We start from the raw sequence: 16,857 nt of genomic DNA on the forward strand, positions 1-16,857 counted from the left end.
CATAAAGTCATCTTCAACAAACGGGGGCGTTAGTTGAAGATGTAATCATAGGAGCGTAAATACTAAATAATATCAGCTTGGTAGTATATTTTAATGATTTTATTAAGAACAATAATAAATGCAATATATATGATATTAATATTGTCAACATATACTTTATGTGGAGTATTTTGTGTTAAAAAACCCTTTAATCACGTCGATTAAAGGGTTTTTGACTTTGCTTTTTCTTTTAACCAATTCAGCATTTTTTCATCATTGTTTTTGTTTTGTCGCTTGTTTTCTCTCCGAATGTAGCGAGAGAGGGTGGTATGAGCAATACCAATTTCCAACGCCGACTGGCGAATGCTCATCCCTAAGGAATCAATCGTCTCTCTCATGGTTTCAGGGGTAAGACTGATGGATACCTCATCCTCTAGATTGAATACTTGTTGTTCGGTCTTTATTTCAGAACTTACCGTTAAAGTTTCTGTTGAAGCAGCTGTTTCTTGCTGAGTCCATTCAAAGAAAGGAACCTCTTCTGACGTTACTTGACCAGTAAGCTCTATCATCTTTTGGTTAATCGGTGTACTGGCATGTTCCAACAAGCTTTTTTGATTTTCCTTTATCACGAGATCGGTAGGGAGCAAGATAATACTCAACTTTTCCCAGTAGTTCTTTAACCAACCTCTTTTCCCGATTTTGTCTTCATCAATCTCTTCAGTATACGACCAGTTTTTCAACACGCCGTCGTTTTGCAATTCATCCAGGATGCCTTCAAATTTATCTCGAATCTGAACTCCATTGTAACGAGAAGAAAAGTCCATGACTTTTAATAAAGTGGACACTTTAAAAGGCTGATGCAAAGATCTTTTTACCGTACGGATTTTCCACTGTAAATTGAGATAACGGGTTAAGCGCTTCTGTTCCCGTTGCGTAAAGTGACTGTACTGAAAGACTTTCAAATCAAGCAAGCCGATCGAACGGTTAGGACCCTCCAAGTAGGGGGTTAAAACAGAGGTGGGTTTCACTTGAACCGCATAGATACCCTTTGCTTCTCCCGTTTTTTTATCATAGGCAACCCGGATTTTCCCGATTTCAAACATTTTTTGAAAGTCTTTGAACTTGTACAATTCTTTATCTTTCATGTCTTGCGTGTTGATTACTTTAATTTTCTGTTCTCCCATGGAGACCCAGATGCTTGAAAGGGCTGCGACCCGTTTCATGATATTAAAGCGATCTTCTTCTCGGAAGTCGATTTCACGCCCGTTCGAAGACCTTTTCTTCAGATTACGAAGACGCAAGGCGTCATTGCTGTGAAATTCAATATAGCCGTCCCTGTTTTTCGGTGTAACCATCCATAAGTATGTAATTAAATCAAAGAGATCGGCCGTCATCTCATCTAAAGAACTAAGGGTTGATTCAATTAATTCCAGCCACATTTCCTGTTGATCGGAGGACAGTTCAGCCACCTGTGTGTCATGGGGGCGGAGCTCTGCGAGTCCACGTATTTTACCACGGTTGTCGATGATCTGAGTTGCCATGTGACCTGTCTCTCCTTCCTGAAAGACTTTCTTCTTGGTGACGATATCCCGCATTAAATGATAATCGATGTCCATACTGGAATAGATGTATTCTCGATTCAGCGCTTCGCTAATCTTTTCATCATTGATGCTGCGTTTGACTTCTTCTTCCGGAAATTCCTGAATGAAGTGCCCGGCTAAAAGAATCTTGATGGTGTCTTTATGCTTTGTTACAGCTTCTTGTATCATTTGTTTGGTAACATGCTGGTTGAAGAATATTGTTTGAGTGAACAAGAAAAAAAGCGCTCGAAAGCTTGGACTCATTTCATTAGAAGGGGTTTCATGATGAATTTCTCTTTCAGTCAAATGGTAGGCGTCTCGTTTCCACGTCTGTAGAATATATGGCCGATCTTCAAAAAGTGATTTAGACTCTTCATAGATCGCTATCTTCAATAGTTTATAAGGTAAGATTAAGTGTCCAGGTATGCTTTCATACTCCATTGGCAGAAAACTCCTTTCCGTTGTGCAATGAGAATATCTCCAATTTGATGAGTGCATATTATTTGCACCAATATAAAAAATGCACCACGTAGATTATAGTATAACAGGAATTTGCTCCAGTTGATTTAAAAAATGCACCAGATACTATACAGGTTCCGAATCGTAAATTAAAATGCACCAACAAACGTTGATAAAACGACAAAATTCCCCTGAATAACCATTGATCATATTTTTTCCTATAAGTCTGAACCTTTACTTTTGAAATAATGCTGATTACCAGGGGGTTAATCTTAAAAAATAAAAAATACTAATCACATGTAACCAGTGATTAGTATTTTCATTAACAACTGCAATTCCCAAACTTCCTATTTTTTCCGCAATAGTCACAAATACCATACAAGTCTGCAGAATCACTTTGATATCCAACGGAATCATCAAAACAATCTTCACAATATAAATCTCCTTCATCATCAAACTCAATTTCTTTTAGTTCATCACATTTAATACAGTATCCTTCCATGTTGATTCTCCTTTTTATTTTTTTCTGTAAACAGCTACTTTTCCATCAAGAGAATATAACATTTCTTGTGTAATTAAATCATACTCGGTTAAAGAAAAATCATCTTCATTTTCTTGATCTGTCCCACCCGTGATAACAACTTTTCCAAAAAGAAGCTGAGAGGTTTCTAATATCTCCATACATAAATTTCCTTCTGTCTGGTCAATTGTTGAGTTACACCAACCAATTAACTTATCAGTAAGCCGTATAGACCTTAATCCAACTACAGATTCCATACCAATCATATCTTTTATAGTTAATAAATTTATTTTCTTTACTGGTAACATGACAAATTCACTACCAGTATTCGGATCGAGGATAAAACCGTAAAGAGGTGCAGTCATTTATATTCCTCCAAATAATAATTTGATAATATTTTACCATATTAAAAGGTGGGTATATAGTTAAAAATTACTAATATAAGTAAAAAATGTATATAGATGTTTCTTTAAATTATGATGACGTTAAATTATAGCTAAATGAAGAATACATATGCTGAGGTTCTATAAAAGAAAAGAGAGCGGAACCTGTGTACTAAAATACAAAAAATGGACCACTCGAATTTAAATGGTTCAAATAATGTGCGAAACCTGTGTACATATAGAAACGTTGTTATATTAACTTTTTATAGTGATACGTATTTTTTTTAACATAAAAATGCCAACAATAAAATGTTCCACATCCCCAAAATGAGCGGAAGCTGTGTATTAAAAAATGCACCATCACCTTGAAATTTGAGCGGAACCTGTGTAGTAATGTTTTCAACATGATAGTTAAAATGCTTATATATCAGCTTCGATCAAGAGGTTTACATATTATAATACGCCCTGAAATGCACCATTTTTGCTCTTTTTGGTGCAGAAGATGAGCGGAACCTGTGTCATAAAAAAATTTCAACTTTTTTTCCATCCCTTGAGGCTCTAAGCTTCGAGGGATGTTTTTTTTTGGTGCATTTCTCTTAGAGGAGCCCATTTTCCAAAATTCGATTTCGTTATACTTATTTCAACATCAAGTCCGTGAATGGAAGACGTGTATCGAAGGGGTGAAAATGTGGGAGTCCGTGATAAAGAAAAATCCAGTAAAAAAATGATTTCTCCAGCTGAGATCATGCAGTTTATGACGCATAACAGTTTACGTCTGTATAAAAAGAAAGGATCCAAGGCTTCAATTACTAGATTAACAGCATACGAGAAAGACGAGCGGATTCCATCCCAAAAGACAGGTGTCGTGTTTGTTTCGCCTTCCAAGGACGATTTATCGAACGGAAAAGGGTTTGTCGTCACGTCGTATGAAACGCTTCATGAAAAGCGAAATAGCCTTTCCCATTGGACCCCGAATACTTACCGTGGAGGCACGTATTACGATTTTAGAAACCGTGTTATAAAAGGACATACAAGAGATAACCTCAAACAGATCAATGTGATCGGATTTGATATCGACACCAAGGAAGTGGATTTATATGCGCTTTTTTTAGGCTGTGACGAACTCGGGATCCCGAGGCCGAACCTCCTTCTTGAAACCCCGAGAGGATTCCAGGGGTTCTTTGTGCTGGAAACTCCTTTTTTTATCCATAGACAGAAAGAGTACAAGGCTTTAAGAGTGGCAGAGCGAGTCGCTGATAACCTGCTAAAGGCCCTAAAGAAATATGTCCCTGTCGACACGAATTGTGCACCATTTGGCTTTTACCGCATTCCTCAGGATGGAAATGTGATTTATTTTGATGATCATCCGGCGAATACGGGCCTACTGCTGTCGTGGTCCAAGCAATTTGAAGAGAAGGAGCGAAAAGCGGCGTTCCAAGTCATTTACCCGGGGCAGGCTTCCGTCAGTGACCAGACCGTTTCCGAGTGGTACCGTACCCTCATCCGTGCCACTCATATTGAGAGCGGCCATTACAGCACCAGCCGTAATAACGCCCTTTTCACCCTTGCGATCGCGAATTACGCATCTGGACGGCCATTAGAGGCAGCGTATGACGAACTGGACCAGTTTAACAGCAATCTGGAACACCCATTGAAAAAGGCTGAGTTTGAACGGATACTAAAGAGTGCCTATTCAGGAAAGTATAAAGGAGCGAAGCGTTCCTATGTGGAAGGGCTGCTTGAACTATGGACGAATGGTTCAGCGAAATTCAAAGGAAGAGAAGGGTGGTATAAGTTTAAGAAACCGCGGGAAGAACGGGTGCGGTCTCACTACGATGAACGAGAAGAAGATATCCTAGCGCAGCTTCATGCGTGTACAAGCCCTGAAAAACCATTTTTCGAGGGTTCTTTGACGAGGCTTGCGGAAACGTTTAATATGGCTGTTTCAACACTAAAAGAGGTCATCAAGCGTTCTGAAAGAATCATCAAGCGAACGATTGGGCGTGGCCGGAATGCGGTCACCATGGTGGCCAGCCGATCCGTTTTATTTCAAAGCTTGTTACAGGAACGTAAGAAGCGAATTCAGCATGCCCAAATGACGTTTGCGGAGATGCTGCCTGCAGCCAACCAGTACATTAGCGAACTGGATATTCCAACACTAGTCGAAGAATTACTTCTTTACGAACTGGATCTTCTTTACCGGTCAGGTTCGTCTCCGCCCACGCAGTTGATCAGTTGAAATAAATAAGCCAGTCTGCCAATACATATCTAAATTCTCCTTGGGCTTTTCTCGTTCACGTTAGTACTTTGTATTATTCTTAGTGGTTATTGGTATTACGAATTTTACTTTATAAGAAAGGAATGATTATAAAGTGTCTATTTTATTATTGATCTTATTCTTTTATGTTGTATGGAATTTAAGCGCTGATTTTCACAGTGTGATCCATGCCTGGGGACTTATGATAGAAAGATAGATTCGTCATATCATTGATCTATTTTCAGGTTGGTACAGGGGATGATTAGGTGGTTCATAAATAATAGGATGGGAATTTCATATGGACGTTCCAGTTTGAAGGTAAGAATATATGTTCTGTATTTTTACAGTATTTGGGTATTTTGTCCCTTGTAATCAATTTCCAGTTTGTTACCATTTAGGTTAAGAATGATATATAAATAGGTTTCTATTCGTGTTTGTAAATATGTCCACCACTCCATCGTTTAAAACACAACGGTAGTAAGCCGAAAGGGCGCCAGGTCCTGCTAAATGGTAACGGAACTCCATACTTCCATTCCGTGACCATTTAGCAGGACCTTAGTTATATAATCCACTTACCCATTTTAAATAATTGTAGGGGGGAGGGTGGTGAAGGGAGTGTGAGTGAGGAGGGAGTGTGTAGAGTAAGTGTAAGTAGTAAGTAAGTGAGAGGGAGGAGGATAGGGAGAGAGTAAGAGTAGAGTGAGTGTAGTGAAGAGGGAGAATAAGTAAGAGAGAAAGTTCAAGAGAGTAAGGGAGAAGAGATCGGTTCCAGTAGAAAAGGCAGTTCAAGGGATAAGAGAAAGTCTGGATAAAGCGTAAGAAAAATGTAAAGCGAGGGTAACATGGTGTTTATGCTTGATTGAGAAAAGGAGTGTGTAAATGATAATGCTGTAAAAAGGGGTGAGAGAATTTTGAGGTATCATCTGTTTCCGTTTTTGATCCCGAAAGAAGGAAAGTTGTACGAATTAAAGACAACGATGGATGCCAAGATTTTGTATTTCAAGGATGAGACCGCCTGGACAACCATACTACATTCATTAGACCGGCCGTGGTACAGAAGATGGGTGAAACAGGAGTGGATCAGCTGGGAGATTGTCGCGACGAAGGATTCCATTCGTTATTTTGTTTGGGTCCCCAATGATCATGTCGGAAAGGCTTTTAAAAGCAAATATTATGCCGAGCATCCGGAAGTGGTCATTGAAGAGGCAGATGAAATGACCATCGATTTTTCCCGTCCCCACGCAGGTACGAAGCTATTCACCGAAAGTCACTGGACCGTCCCCATCAAGACCTACCACAATGAAGTCGTTGATACACAAGCAGAGCTGATTGAATTCCTTGATGGACTGGAAGAAAAACAGGAAGTCCATATGCAGTTTCTTGTACAACCCGCCTATCGAACAGAAAAGCATTTCAGAGGGATCGTTCGACAATTTCATAAGCAAGGGGAATATGATGAAACGCTTGAAAAGGATAATGAGTTGTACTTATCTGCCATCGAAGGGAAATCGACGAGGAACCTTTCTCGTTTGGGCATCAAGGTTCTTACCTTCGGACGAAACGAAAAAGAAGCAAAATCATTGATTAAAAGTGCCAAAGGTTCGATCGGGACCTTCTCGAGTGGACGGTTGAATCAGCTGAAAGGGAGAGAGTGGTGGTGGTTTCGGACGATTCGTCCTTTTTTCCGTTGGGAGTTTACCCATCGTCTTTATTCAATGGAGCGGTCCAAAAAGCGCGTCGTACTTGGGACGGAGGAAATGGCTGCCATCATGCGGTTACCGAGTGAGAGGGTTCAAAATAATCGGATTCAGCGGTTAAACATGCGGGCGACTTCTTTGCCGAAAGAAGTCAAGCAAGAGAAGTTTGATCAAGAATTGAGCATTCCATTCGGGGAGCATACGTATCACGGGCAAAAGACAGAGGTGTTGTTTGATTTGGCCACTCTCCGGTACCATGCCGCATTCATTGGGATGAGCGGCATGGGGAAATCGACAGCGATGTATAATCTGGTGGAGGATCTCTTATCCCTTGATGGGGCCGGGACGTCCATCGGTGGGACGGTGATCGATCCACACGGGGATCTATGCCAGGACATTGCCTCGAGGATCCCTCCCGATCGACAACACTTAGTCCGGTATATCAAGTTTTCAGACGGGGAATTCCCCTTCAATGTGTATGATGTGGACTTTGCCACTTCGGAAGATAAGATTGCCCAAACGGTCGCAGATGTGCTCAAGCGTACATGGAAGGATTTCTGGGGACCGAATATCGATGATAACTTCTTAAACGGCGGGATTGCCTTACAACGCATCGGAGAAGCAAGTTTACCGAACCTTCAACGCCTCTTAAGTGACCCTGAGTACCGGGAAAGCGTGTTGGAACGGTTAAATCGAAAGGATCACATTGAGAATGATTTGTACCTGTATTTTCAAAATCTCCAAGGACTTCAGGATCGGGAATTACAGGCAAAAACAAACTCGACCCTCAATAAGCTGAGGAAGATCACGTTATCCGGTGTGATGGGGAAAATGCTTCGAGCGAAGACAAATGGCCTTCGTTTTCGTGAAAATATGGATCAGGGAAAAATCACGCTTCTCGATTTATCTGAACTAACAAGTGACGAAAAGAAATTAGTGGGATCGATGTGCCTCACCTATGCAGAACTCGCAGGAAAAAGCCGTGCCGATACACCTCCATCTGAACGGGAAAAGTTGCCGTATCATTTTGTGATGGTGGATGAAGCCCCGACGTTAATGGAACATAGTACTGATGCGATTGAATCGTTTGCATCGGAGTTACGGAAATATAAGACTTCCATCATTCTAGGGATGCAGGGATTGAAAGGCCAAGTCCCTCCTGACGTTACGGACGCTATTTTCAGAAATTTCGGTACATTCGTGTCGCTTCGCTTGGGGAACCCCGATGACGCCTTTGTGGTGAGTCGGTCCATGCCGTCTGAAGTGGTCACCGAACAGGATTATCTTACGGTTGAACCGTTTCACGGGTACATGAGGATGCAGGTAGGGAATGAACGAACATGCCCTTTTCTTCTTCGGATGAAGGCTCCCAGACCGGCCAGATATGAGCAAAGCATCCCGGACATCAAAAAGCGCACCATACATGATGCAATGAACATCGAGAAGAATGCGGCAATGGCTTCATCTTTCATAGAAAGAGAAGAGGAAAGAAATGATGAAGGGATGTTTTTGGGGGAAGCAGATGTGGAGGAGGCTGATGAAGAATCCATGAGCCAACAAGCTAAAGAGGAACCGTCTTTAGTGAAAAATGAAGAAGATGAGAATCTATCAAATGAATGTGAAGGGAAGGACACTGAAATGGAAAATGAATGGGATCCTGTCCAAGGTCCTGGTCATCCCAAAAAGGATCCGGAAGAACATGATCAGGAAAAGAAGAGTGAAGTGAGTGTGGAAGATGCATTGTTTTGACGTGGGGGGATTATAGATGCCGAAGAAAATCGGTCAGAGAGAAGAAACATTGTTTGAGACGTTACATGATTTGGTTTTTGTCGATTATGAGTACTTGGAAAAATATATTTTCCTGAATCCGGATGGTACTTCACAGCACATCAATACGATCAGGAGGGCGTTAAAATCATTGGAGGGAGAACAGTACATTAAATCGTTTCCGATCGCCAAAGCGAATGTAAGGGGCGCTGATCGCCTGGTCTACACCCTTGATAAGAACGGAATCGCCGAAGTCAGTCAAATCTTAGGGGGAGCCGATTGGGATACGCGATGGACGCAACGTACCCCGACGTATATCTATCACTCCCTGCGGATGGCCAACATTTTGACCACGTATAGGAATGGGATTGCCCAGGCGAATGATCTTGCATTTGGAGAATATTTTTCTGAACGGAGAGCCTTCCGGAATTATGGAGAGTGGAGAAGGGATAAAGACGGAAAAAAGCGACAGTCGGCGCATACCGTCATACGACCGGATGGAGCCTTTATCCTGAAGAGGACGGTTCAGGGAAAAGAATTTCGGTTTCTCTATTTTGTCGAGATGGAGCGCAGTCGGCAGCGGATTGAAAACACGCTGGAAAAGATGTTCCGTTACAACCAATACGTGTTGAAAAAGGGATATGAGGACGATCCGGTGTTTGGAAGTATTGATGTGGTGCGGGTGTTATTTATATCGGAAAAAGAAACGGAGCGAGATCGTCTGTTGTTTCACTCGCAAAAAGCGGATGTACGGGAGATTGAAAAGGTTCAGGGTGCTTTGTTTTTCTCCACCTATTCGGATGTGATGTCTGATCCATACGGTGTCATTTGGAAGGCACACGCTTCAGCTCTTGAAGATCAATGGTATCATCTGGCCCAAAAAGTAGAAATCGAAAGGATTCATCAGCATTCTACGTAAACTCGTCACTCGGTCTGATTTTGAAAGGGGGTGAAGGAGTGGGATACAAAGTGAAACGTGGTCCCACACCAACGAACGGTACCATAAAGGAAATGCTCACCAGGTTCATGAAACGGGTGATCGTCGTGTTAATCCTTATGGCTGTCATGGTGCTGATGGGGTACTTCCTGTTTCAGTTTGCGTACAGGGAAGTTCCTGTTTTCGCAGATGCGGCCGATGATGTGATCCGGTGGTTCAGAGGGTTTTATAAAGAGTATGGGGTGTGGGCAACCGTGGGGCTGTTCCTATTCATTTGTATAAGCGTTTGGGCCATCGGAGAAGAAGCCAGGAGGAAAGAGCGGAGAAAACAAGCCATGAACGAAATGATGAAATAAGGAGGAAGACCATGAAAAAACGGGACTATCCCCAACCAGTCTTTCGGAAGAAGATGATCAAGGGCCTGTTTTGGACGGGATTTGTGATGATGCTGTTCCTCTCTGTGGTCGCCATTGTACGGGTGGGGAATGCAGGAGCCGGCACCGGTGTTCAAGAAACCACCTCCAAATCGACAGAAACCAATCAGAATTTGGCGATCAGCGTAGGAGCACAGACGTTTGCCGAGAACTTCGCCACTGACTATTTCATGTGGGAAAATACGGATGAAGCAAAGAAGAAACGCGCCGAGCGATTAAGCCCCTATTTAGCCCGGGGATTACCTGAACAGGCCGGACTGGCTTTTGAAGGGATGGAGTGGAACAGTGTTCTCGCTTCTTCACAAGTCTGGAAAGTAGAAGAAACAGGCGGCGATACAGCGAATATCACCCTTCACGTTCAACATGAGTTAAACAAAACCGTTCAGCCAGATCAAAAAGCAATCGATCAGGCAAAGAAGGAAAAGAAATCACCTCCGGAGCCTAAAGAAGAAAATAACGGTCCGTTTGAAAAGTACTTTGTGGTGCCGGTCAAAACGGACGGGCTATCGTACGTGGTGTATCAAACGCCCTACTATGCGGCAGCTCCCAAGAAACCGGATATCGCCATCGCTACACAATCGAAAAAAGAAGAGGAGGTTCGCGACTCTGTCCTGCAAGAAAAAATTCATTCCTTTTTGAATACTTTCTTCAAGGTTTATACAACAGGGAATCAAGATGAGTTATCCTACTACATCGAAGGGGAGGACGTTCAAAGCATGAGCGGGGTTCTGACCTTTCAGGAAGTGAAGGACGTCCTCATCACGAAAGGTGATTCTCAAGATCAGTATTCTGTTTATGTCACGGTCATTTATGTCGAGGATCAGTCAAAAGCGCAGATTGTATCCCCTTATGAGATGAACATGGTCAAAGTAGAAGATCGCTGGTTGGTTAAATCTATTAAGAATCGATAACACTCTAGGAGGTTATGAGATTATGAACTTTGGAGAAAATATTCAAACATGGTTTTCCACTCAAATTGGTGCCTTATTCCTCGTGATCATCGGGGCAGTGGCCATCTATTTCTTGGTTCGGAGGGAATTTTCCCGATTTGTCGGGTTCGCGATCTTTGCGATGATCGTGGGTGTCTTCGTGTTCACCCCTGATATGGTCAAGAATCTGGGCTCTAACTTATGGAAAACGGTGTTTGGAGGGTAGCCGATGAAACCGAGAATGCTTCGTACCTATAACAGCGTGTGGAGGGTGGAAAAGGTGCTGTACGGCATTCAGGATATCCCTTTGCCGTTTCCCCTTACGTATCGGCAAATCGGATTCTTTGCCGGAGGAATGGGGATTGTATGGTGCCTGAATCAATTCCCACCACTCAGTATCCTTCACCTGGGGCTGATCGAATACATTTTCTTACCGGGGATATTTGCCTGGTTCTTTACAAAACAGTTATTGGACGGGAAAGCACCACACCGTTTCTTTTTTAGAGTGGCGCAGTACCATCTTTCTCCACACCTGATGAACCGTTATAAAGAAGTGTCGAATGTGAAAAGACCCTACAGATATCCGACGGCCATTGGCTATCGTCAGGTAAGGTATTCCGAAAAGGAGGGGAAAGAAGATGAACATCGAGTTCCCGATCAAATACTTTGAAGGAAATCTCGTTTTTTCCCAGGATGGATCCTGTTGGGCTTATTATCAGCTTGCCGGATTCAACTACGATTTCCTCGCAGATGATGAGAAAGACTATCTTTTTACCAAGATAAAAGCGTTCTTTTGGCAAATTAACCTGGATACCCATCTATTGGTGGTCCCTAATTTTCAATCCATTCAGGAGAAGCACAATCGATTTAAACGCACATTGTCCGGTCCCCTACAAGAAGCTGCCGTTAAACACACAGACGATGCCGCCGTTCAACTGGAACGGATGCTTGGAAAAGAAGGAACGGAGTACCGTTTTTATATCGGTGTGAAGCTGCCAAGACCTGAACATAATCAGAAAAACGCCTCTTTTTTTCAAGATTTGAGAGAGGCGTGGAAAGAATTTATTGGCGGTGTGAATGAAACATCAGGTATGGATGCTCCTGAAATCATCGAAGACGATATCGAGCGCTACCGAAAGGCAGAGCGTCGGGTGTTTAACAAGGTTCATTCCCGGATGAACGTAGAGCAGGTGAATGAAGAAACGGTTCAATGGCTCATTCGCCGTAATTTTTATCGAGGGATCGGGAAAGCGCCGGTCATGAAGGGGTGGAGCCCTGCTTATTCCGTTGGCTATAAAGAATATGAAGAGGGAAATGTAGTCGTTCGGCGCCCACTTTACCATGATGTTCTTCGTCTTACTGAGGGGTTAGTCGACGATTCCCCGAAAAGGAGCCTTTTATTGAAGCAGGTCCATGAAGGGGAGGAGGTAGAGGGGCATGTCGCTTTTCTGGCGATTTCCAACGTCCCTTATGAACTTGAATTTCCGGGTGAAGAATGGATGTATGTGATTCAACATCTTGATTTTCCAGTAGAAATCAGTGTGCGAACGGAAACCATGGACAATCGAAAAGCATTGTCGGCTGTTCGGAACAAACAGAAAGAGCTGAAAGATCAAGACCGCCATGCCCGTGAAACAGGAAATGATACAGGGTTAAATGTTCTGGAAGGCAGACAAGAAGCCCATGAGCTCGAAGCCCATTTGCAAAAATCCCGTATGCCATTAGTCAAAACATCGATTATTCTGGCGGTATCGGCTTCGGATGAAGATGAATTGAAGCGTCGATGCGATACGGTGAAGGACATGTACCAAGATATGATGTTCCATGTAGAACAGCCCTACGGAGATCAATGGCTCCTATTCAATGAATTCTTGCCTGGGGCGAAACGGTATGTAAAGGATTACCTGCACTTCATGGAGCCTGCCACCGTTGCTGGTAGCATGTTTGGTGCAACGAAACAGCTCGGGGATGGGGAAGGGTTTTTCATCGGTTCAACCGGTATCCTCGACCAACCGGTCTACATCATGCCAAATCGTGCCGCCCAAGGGATCCGGGGAACGAAGACCAATGCGCTGTCAGCAGCGTTTCTTGGTTCCCTTGGGGGAGGGAAATCGTTCAGCTCCAACCTCATTACGTATCTATCGGTCTTATCGGGCGGTAAGGCGCTTGTCATCGATCCAAAAGGGGAACGTGGGAATTGGAACCAGGACCTTTCTGAGCTTGGGAATCAGGTGAACATCATTTCATTATCAACCAAAGTGGAAGACCGAGGGCGATTGGATCCTTTCTCCATTCATCAAGATGTCAAGGAAGCCGAAACCCTTGCGCTTGATATTTTGACGTTTTTAACAGGGGTTCGTTTGGATGATTCCAAACGCTTTCCGAAGCTGACCCAAGCCGTCCGTAAGGTAGCTGAAGGGGAAAAGCCTTGCTTAACCAAAGTGATGATGGAATTGATTCATCATGATGACGAGGTGGCCAACCAACTGGGTGAGCATATCCGGTCTTTCAGCGAATTATCATTCGCTCAACTGTTATTCGGGGATGGCGACAATCACGCTGCCATCAGCTTAGACACAGCGCTGAATGTGTTACAGATTCAAAACTTGGAGCTTCCAGCACCTGACACATCACCAGAGAAATATAACCTTTCGGAAATGCTTTCCGTTGCGATGATGTTACCCATCTCGTCGTTTGCGTTAAAGTTCATTTATACGAACCGAAGCATCTTCAAGGTGGTCCTCTTGGATGAAGCGTGGGCGGTGCTGAATACAAGCCAGGGAAGTCATTTGGCATCGCGTTTAGTGCGGGCCGGACGTTCGATGAATGCAGGTATTTATTTTGTCACCCAAAACGCGAATGACCTGTTGGATGAAAAAATGAAGAATAATATCGGGATGAAATTTGCCTTTCGCAGTACCGATCCCCATGAAATTGAAAACGTACTGTCCCTTCTCAATCTCAAACATACGGAGTATAACGCCTCAACCCTTCGCGAGCTCCAAAATGGACAATGCCTGTTTCAAGATATATCAGGACGTGTCGGGGTTGTTTCCATCAATGCCTTATTTAAAGACCTGTTTGACGCCTTTGACACAAGGCCTCCATCCGAAAAAGAAGATGGAGTAGTTATCGATAAAGAAGAAGCAGATCTTCAGGTAGAGGACAATAAGGCAACAGAATCGGGGGTCTATGTATGAAGAGACGATTATTGATTGTTGTTTTTTTGGCCATGGTCCTTATTGCTGCAGCTTGCGGGAATAAGGATAGTGAAGGACCTTCAAACCTTCCGGTAGAGTGGGTGAACGCGCATATCCAGAAAGATCAAGGGAAGATGGCCGAGCTTTTAGATCAGGAAGAGACGGCGCTTGACCCTGAAGATAAAGCTGACAATAACCTTGAAGTTAAAAATTATAAACTTACCGAATGGAAAGCTAGTGATAAACGTTATTTTTATGAAGTAGTGTACGAGCATCCGAAGAAAAAAGGATTAAAAACCGAAGAAATGGAAGTTATCAAGACAAAAGATGGCTGGAAAAGAACAGAATATGGGAGTGTTTATAATTTTAAACAATTAGTTGCTGATCTTGAGCCTGAAGTGCTTAAGGAGTTGCATGACTAATGGCAAAGTCAATCCGTGTGATACTGGTATTGATTCTATTGTCTTTGATGATGCAGGTACCGGCGTCTGCTAGCTTGCAAGACAACCTTGTGCCACAGGATACGGATCAAGGGTCTGTCGGAGAGGTCGATCTTGAATACAACGAATATCCTCAACACCATTACGAATTGGATACGTATGTTGACACGTCGGGTGACTGGATGCCGTGGAACTGGGCAGACGGGGCAGGTAAACAAATCTATATAGCCCTGATGGAGATCATCAATGCGATATGGAAAGTGAATGTCTTATTAGCCAACTTTACCATGGTCATCGTACAGGAAGCATTTGAACTTGATTTTGTTTCAAGTGTTGTAGACGAAATAGGTACAGCCATCCAACATATTGCAGGATTTAATTCCGGCGGGTTTATGGATAATGGTCTTTGGCCCTTGATGGTTACTTTTATGTTATGTCTTGTCGGTGCCTGGGCTGCCTATGTCGGTATGGTGAAACGAGAATCAAGCAGAGCTTGGGGCGGGCTGATTTCGGCTTTGATCCTATTTGTTTTTTCACTGGGATTTTTCTCGAATGCCGGGAAGATTCTTGGTGGTGTAAACGATTGGTCGAGTGAACTTCAAAGTAATATTCTTGCCGTTTCCGCCAGTATTGTGAACCCCGGGGCTTCTTATAGCAAGGATGAGGGGATTGCCACCATCCGTAACCAAATGTTTGATCTCATGGTGAAAAAACCTTATGTGCTGATGCAGTATGGAACTTCTGAAGTAGAAGAAGGTCGTGTTAATGATCTTCTATCTGTTGACCCTATTCTAGAGGCTGAAGATAGACAGAAAAAAGCAGAGGTAGAAGTAAACGAAAAAGAAAATTCAATGATGTCGGTAGATGGCATCACAGACCGCGCAGCATTTGTTCCTTTGTTGTTCATCGGGAATTCCATCATAGGGATATTTCTCCTTATCATGTCGGGCTCCATCATTCTATTTCAGTTGATATTCTTAGCACTGGCTTTATTCGCTCCGGTCCCCTTACTGATGGCACTTGTGCCACGTTGGCAGCAAACGGCCGTTGATTGGGCGATGAAGTTACTTCATGCGCAGCTGATGAAAATCGCGATCGCTTTACTGTTGACCATTTTATTTGGAATTTCCGCCATTCTATACCGTGCAACGGAATCGAGTGATCTAGGGTATCTTGGAATGATGGTCCTTCAAATTATTTGTTTTGTGGGGATATGGGCAAAGCGACGGGACTTGTTTAGTATGGTGTCCACTGCTGCCAATCATGTCCAAAGCAGTACAGGTCAGACCTTGCAAAATTACCGAAGAAGATATAGTCAGGCTAGAAACACGGTTCGTCAAGGCAAGATGATGCTTGATGGGAATAAAGGACGGATCCGGCATCAGGCACTAGCAAAACGAAATCCATCCTCTAAACCTCAAGAAAAAACCGGATTTGGGAATCCAACGCCATTGGCCAATCGTCAAAACCACCCAGCGCAGCCTAATGAACAGATCAGGGCAATGGCCAGTCAAGTCGCCCGGGTAGATCGAGAACATCATGATGGTAAGGAAGGGGAAGAAGCCTACAAAAAACAACTGAACCATCGAGCCACGATTGAAAATACTCCTTCTGATAAAGAACAACTGGTGGATCGACAAGTTGGATCCAGCAAAATAGAACACCCTCCTACGAATGACAATGTCACCACGATTGAGGAGCTTCGTCGACAACGTTTGGAAACGGGAAGCCTGAAAAAACAACCACTAGTGGATCGTCAGTCCATGAGTGATGCTAGGCGTGAATCGGCAGCTTCCATTGAACGACCGGACACCCAAGATGTGGAGCATACAGACCGTCAAAAATCTCAACGGAATATCAACTTTCATAACGAAAATCCCCACCAAGACCATGTGAATGAAACACAAACCAATCAATTATCAGAGCGTCGCACTTTGGATACCCAAACAGACCGTAAAACCTCTCAAGACGTGGTGAATCGAAATCAAACCCGCCATGAAACCACTGAAAGTACGATGAACGATGTGACAGAGCAAAAGAACCACCTATCGGAAGAGAATCGACATTCCCAAGAGAACATCACCAAAAGGGAAAATGTCAGCCGGAACATCAACAGGCGCAACGAACAAACGATCCACTTAGATGAAAAACAAGAAAATATTTCTCGTATCATCGAAAACGCAAAACAATCAGGAAAGCACCTGACAAAGTGGGAAGCGAATCAGCAAATCAAAGAAAGAAAATCAAAGAACGATGATAAATAAGGGGGATCGTC

General features: G+C 43.3%; 13 protein-coding genes. 10 read left to right on the plus strand and 3 right to left on the minus strand.

Annotated features, from left to right (window positions below):
• Window positions 1–200: 200 nt before the first annotated feature.
• The 3 genes from BVI01S_RS12805 to BVI01S_RS12815 form a co-directional block, all read right to left on the minus strand.
• The gene (locus BVI01S_RS12805) at window positions 201–2,000 is read right to left on the minus strand and encodes a hypothetical protein (RefSeq protein ID WP_061810441.1); all 1,800 of its coding nucleotides are present in this window, start codon (window positions 1,998–2,000) and stop codon (window positions 201–203) included.
• A 340-nt stretch (window positions 2,001–2,340) separates the two neighbouring features.
• Window positions 2,341–2,520: a hypothetical protein gene (locus BVI01S_RS12810; RefSeq protein ID WP_061810442.1), complete on the minus strand. Its 180-nt coding sequence runs from the start codon at window positions 2,518–2,520 to the stop codon at window positions 2,341–2,343.
• Between the two features lie 14 nt (window positions 2,521–2,534).
• The gene (locus BVI01S_RS12815) at window positions 2,535–2,903 is read right to left on the minus strand and encodes a hypothetical protein (protein ID WP_061810443.1); all 369 of its coding nucleotides are present in this window, start codon (window positions 2,901–2,903) and stop codon (window positions 2,535–2,537) included.
• Between the two features lie 706 nt (window positions 2,904–3,609).
• Between BVI01S_RS12815 and BVI01S_RS12820 the strand changes: the two genes are divergently transcribed.
• The 10 genes from BVI01S_RS12820 to BVI01S_RS12865 all read left to right on the plus strand — a co-directional run bounded on the left by BVI01S_RS12820 (window position 3,610) and on the right by BVI01S_RS12865 (window position 16,846).
• Window positions 3,610–5,160, plus strand: a complete 1,551-nt coding sequence (locus BVI01S_RS12820) for a primase C-terminal domain-containing protein (protein WP_061810444.1) — start codon at window positions 3,610–3,612, stop codon at window positions 5,158–5,160.
• 929 nt (window positions 5,161–6,089) lie between these two features.
• Window positions 6,090–8,624: a type IV secretory system conjugative DNA transfer family protein gene (locus BVI01S_RS12825; protein ID WP_061810446.1), complete on the plus strand. Its 2,535-nt coding sequence runs from the start codon at window positions 6,090–6,092 to the stop codon at window positions 8,622–8,624.
• A 16-nt stretch (window positions 8,625–8,640) separates the two neighbouring features.
• Entirely contained in the window at window positions 8,641–9,561 is a 921-nt protein-coding gene (locus tag BVI01S_RS12830) for a replication-relaxation family protein (RefSeq protein WP_061810447.1), read from the plus strand.
• Between the two features lie 38 nt (window positions 9,562–9,599).
• A complete protein-coding gene (locus tag BVI01S_RS12835) occupies window positions 9,600–9,935 on the plus strand; it encodes a hypothetical protein (RefSeq protein WP_061810448.1) in 336 nt (111 codons plus the stop codon).
• 11 nt (window positions 9,936–9,946) lie between these two features.
• Window positions 9,947–10,924: a conjugal transfer protein gene (locus tag BVI01S_RS12840; protein WP_061810449.1), complete on the plus strand. Its 978-nt coding sequence runs from the start codon at window positions 9,947–9,949 to the stop codon at window positions 10,922–10,924.
• A 22-nt stretch (window positions 10,925–10,946) separates the two neighbouring features.
• Complete coding sequence (locus BVI01S_RS12845; protein WP_061810450.1) at window positions 10,947–11,168, plus strand: hypothetical protein; 222 nt, start codon at window positions 10,947–10,949, stop codon at window positions 11,166–11,168.
• Window positions 11,169–11,171: 3 nt separating this feature from the next.
• The gene (locus BVI01S_RS12850) at window positions 11,172–11,612 is read left to right on the plus strand and encodes a conjugal transfer protein (RefSeq protein ID WP_061810452.1); all 441 of its coding nucleotides are present in this window, start codon (window positions 11,172–11,174) and stop codon (window positions 11,610–11,612) included.
• Window positions 11,581–14,142: an ATP-binding protein gene (locus BVI01S_RS12855; protein WP_061810453.1), complete on the plus strand. Its 2,562-nt coding sequence runs from the start codon at window positions 11,581–11,583 to the stop codon at window positions 14,140–14,142. The genes BVI01S_RS12850 and BVI01S_RS12855 overlap by 32 nt, the downstream gene beginning before the upstream one ends.
• Window positions 14,139–14,564: a hypothetical protein gene (locus tag BVI01S_RS12860; protein ID WP_061810454.1), complete on the plus strand. Its 426-nt coding sequence runs from the start codon at window positions 14,139–14,141 to the stop codon at window positions 14,562–14,564. Before BVI01S_RS12855 ends, BVI01S_RS12860 begins: the two co-directional genes overlap by 4 nt.
• On the plus strand, window positions 14,564–16,846 hold the full coding sequence (locus BVI01S_RS12865) for a CD3337/EF1877 family mobilome membrane protein (RefSeq protein ID WP_061810456.1): 2,283 nt from the start codon (window positions 14,564–14,566) through the stop codon (window positions 16,844–16,846). Before BVI01S_RS12860 ends, BVI01S_RS12865 begins: the two co-directional genes overlap by 1 nt.
• The last annotated feature ends 11 nt before the right edge of the window (window positions 16,847–16,857 follow it).

Origin of the sequence: Rossellomorea vietnamensis NBRC 101237 (assembly GCF_001591825.1) — a bacterium.
GTDB classification, from domain to species: Bacteria; Bacillota; Bacilli; order Bacillales; family Bacillaceae_B; genus Rossellomorea; species Rossellomorea vietnamensis.

Excerpts from the sequence above, each read along its gene's own strand:
- BVI01S_RS12810 (WP_061810442.1), bottom strand. The coding sequence starts at position 2,520 with ATGGAAGGATACTGTATTAAATGTGATGAACTAAAAGAAATTGAGTTT.
- BVI01S_RS12830 (WP_061810447.1), top strand. The coding sequence starts at position 8,641 with ATGCCGAAGAAAATCGGTCAGAGAGAAGAAACATTGTTTGAGACGTTA.
- BVI01S_RS12855 (WP_061810453.1), top strand. The coding sequence starts at position 11,581 with ATGAACATCGAGTTCCCGATCAAATACTTTGAAGGAAATCTCGTTTTT.
- BVI01S_RS12845 (WP_061810450.1), top strand. The coding sequence starts at position 10,947 with ATGAACTTTGGAGAAAATATTCAAACATGGTTTTCCACTCAAATTGGT.
- BVI01S_RS12850 (WP_061810452.1), top strand. The coding sequence starts at position 11,172 with ATGAAACCGAGAATGCTTCGTACCTATAACAGCGTGTGGAGGGTGGAA.
- BVI01S_RS12815 (WP_061810443.1), bottom strand. The coding sequence starts at position 2,903 with ATGACTGCACCTCTTTACGGTTTTATCCTCGATCCGAATACTGGTAGT.
- BVI01S_RS12860 (WP_061810454.1), top strand. The coding sequence starts at position 14,139 with ATGAAGAGACGATTATTGATTGTTGTTTTTTTGGCCATGGTCCTTATT.
- BVI01S_RS12840 (WP_061810449.1), top strand. The coding sequence starts at position 9,947 with ATGAAAAAACGGGACTATCCCCAACCAGTCTTTCGGAAGAAGATGATC.
- BVI01S_RS12805 (WP_061810441.1), bottom strand. The coding sequence starts at position 2,000 with ATGGAGTATGAAAGCATACCTGGACACTTAATCTTACCTTATAAACTA.
- BVI01S_RS12865 (WP_061810456.1), top strand. The coding sequence starts at position 14,564 with ATGGCAAAGTCAATCCGTGTGATACTGGTATTGATTCTATTGTCTTTG.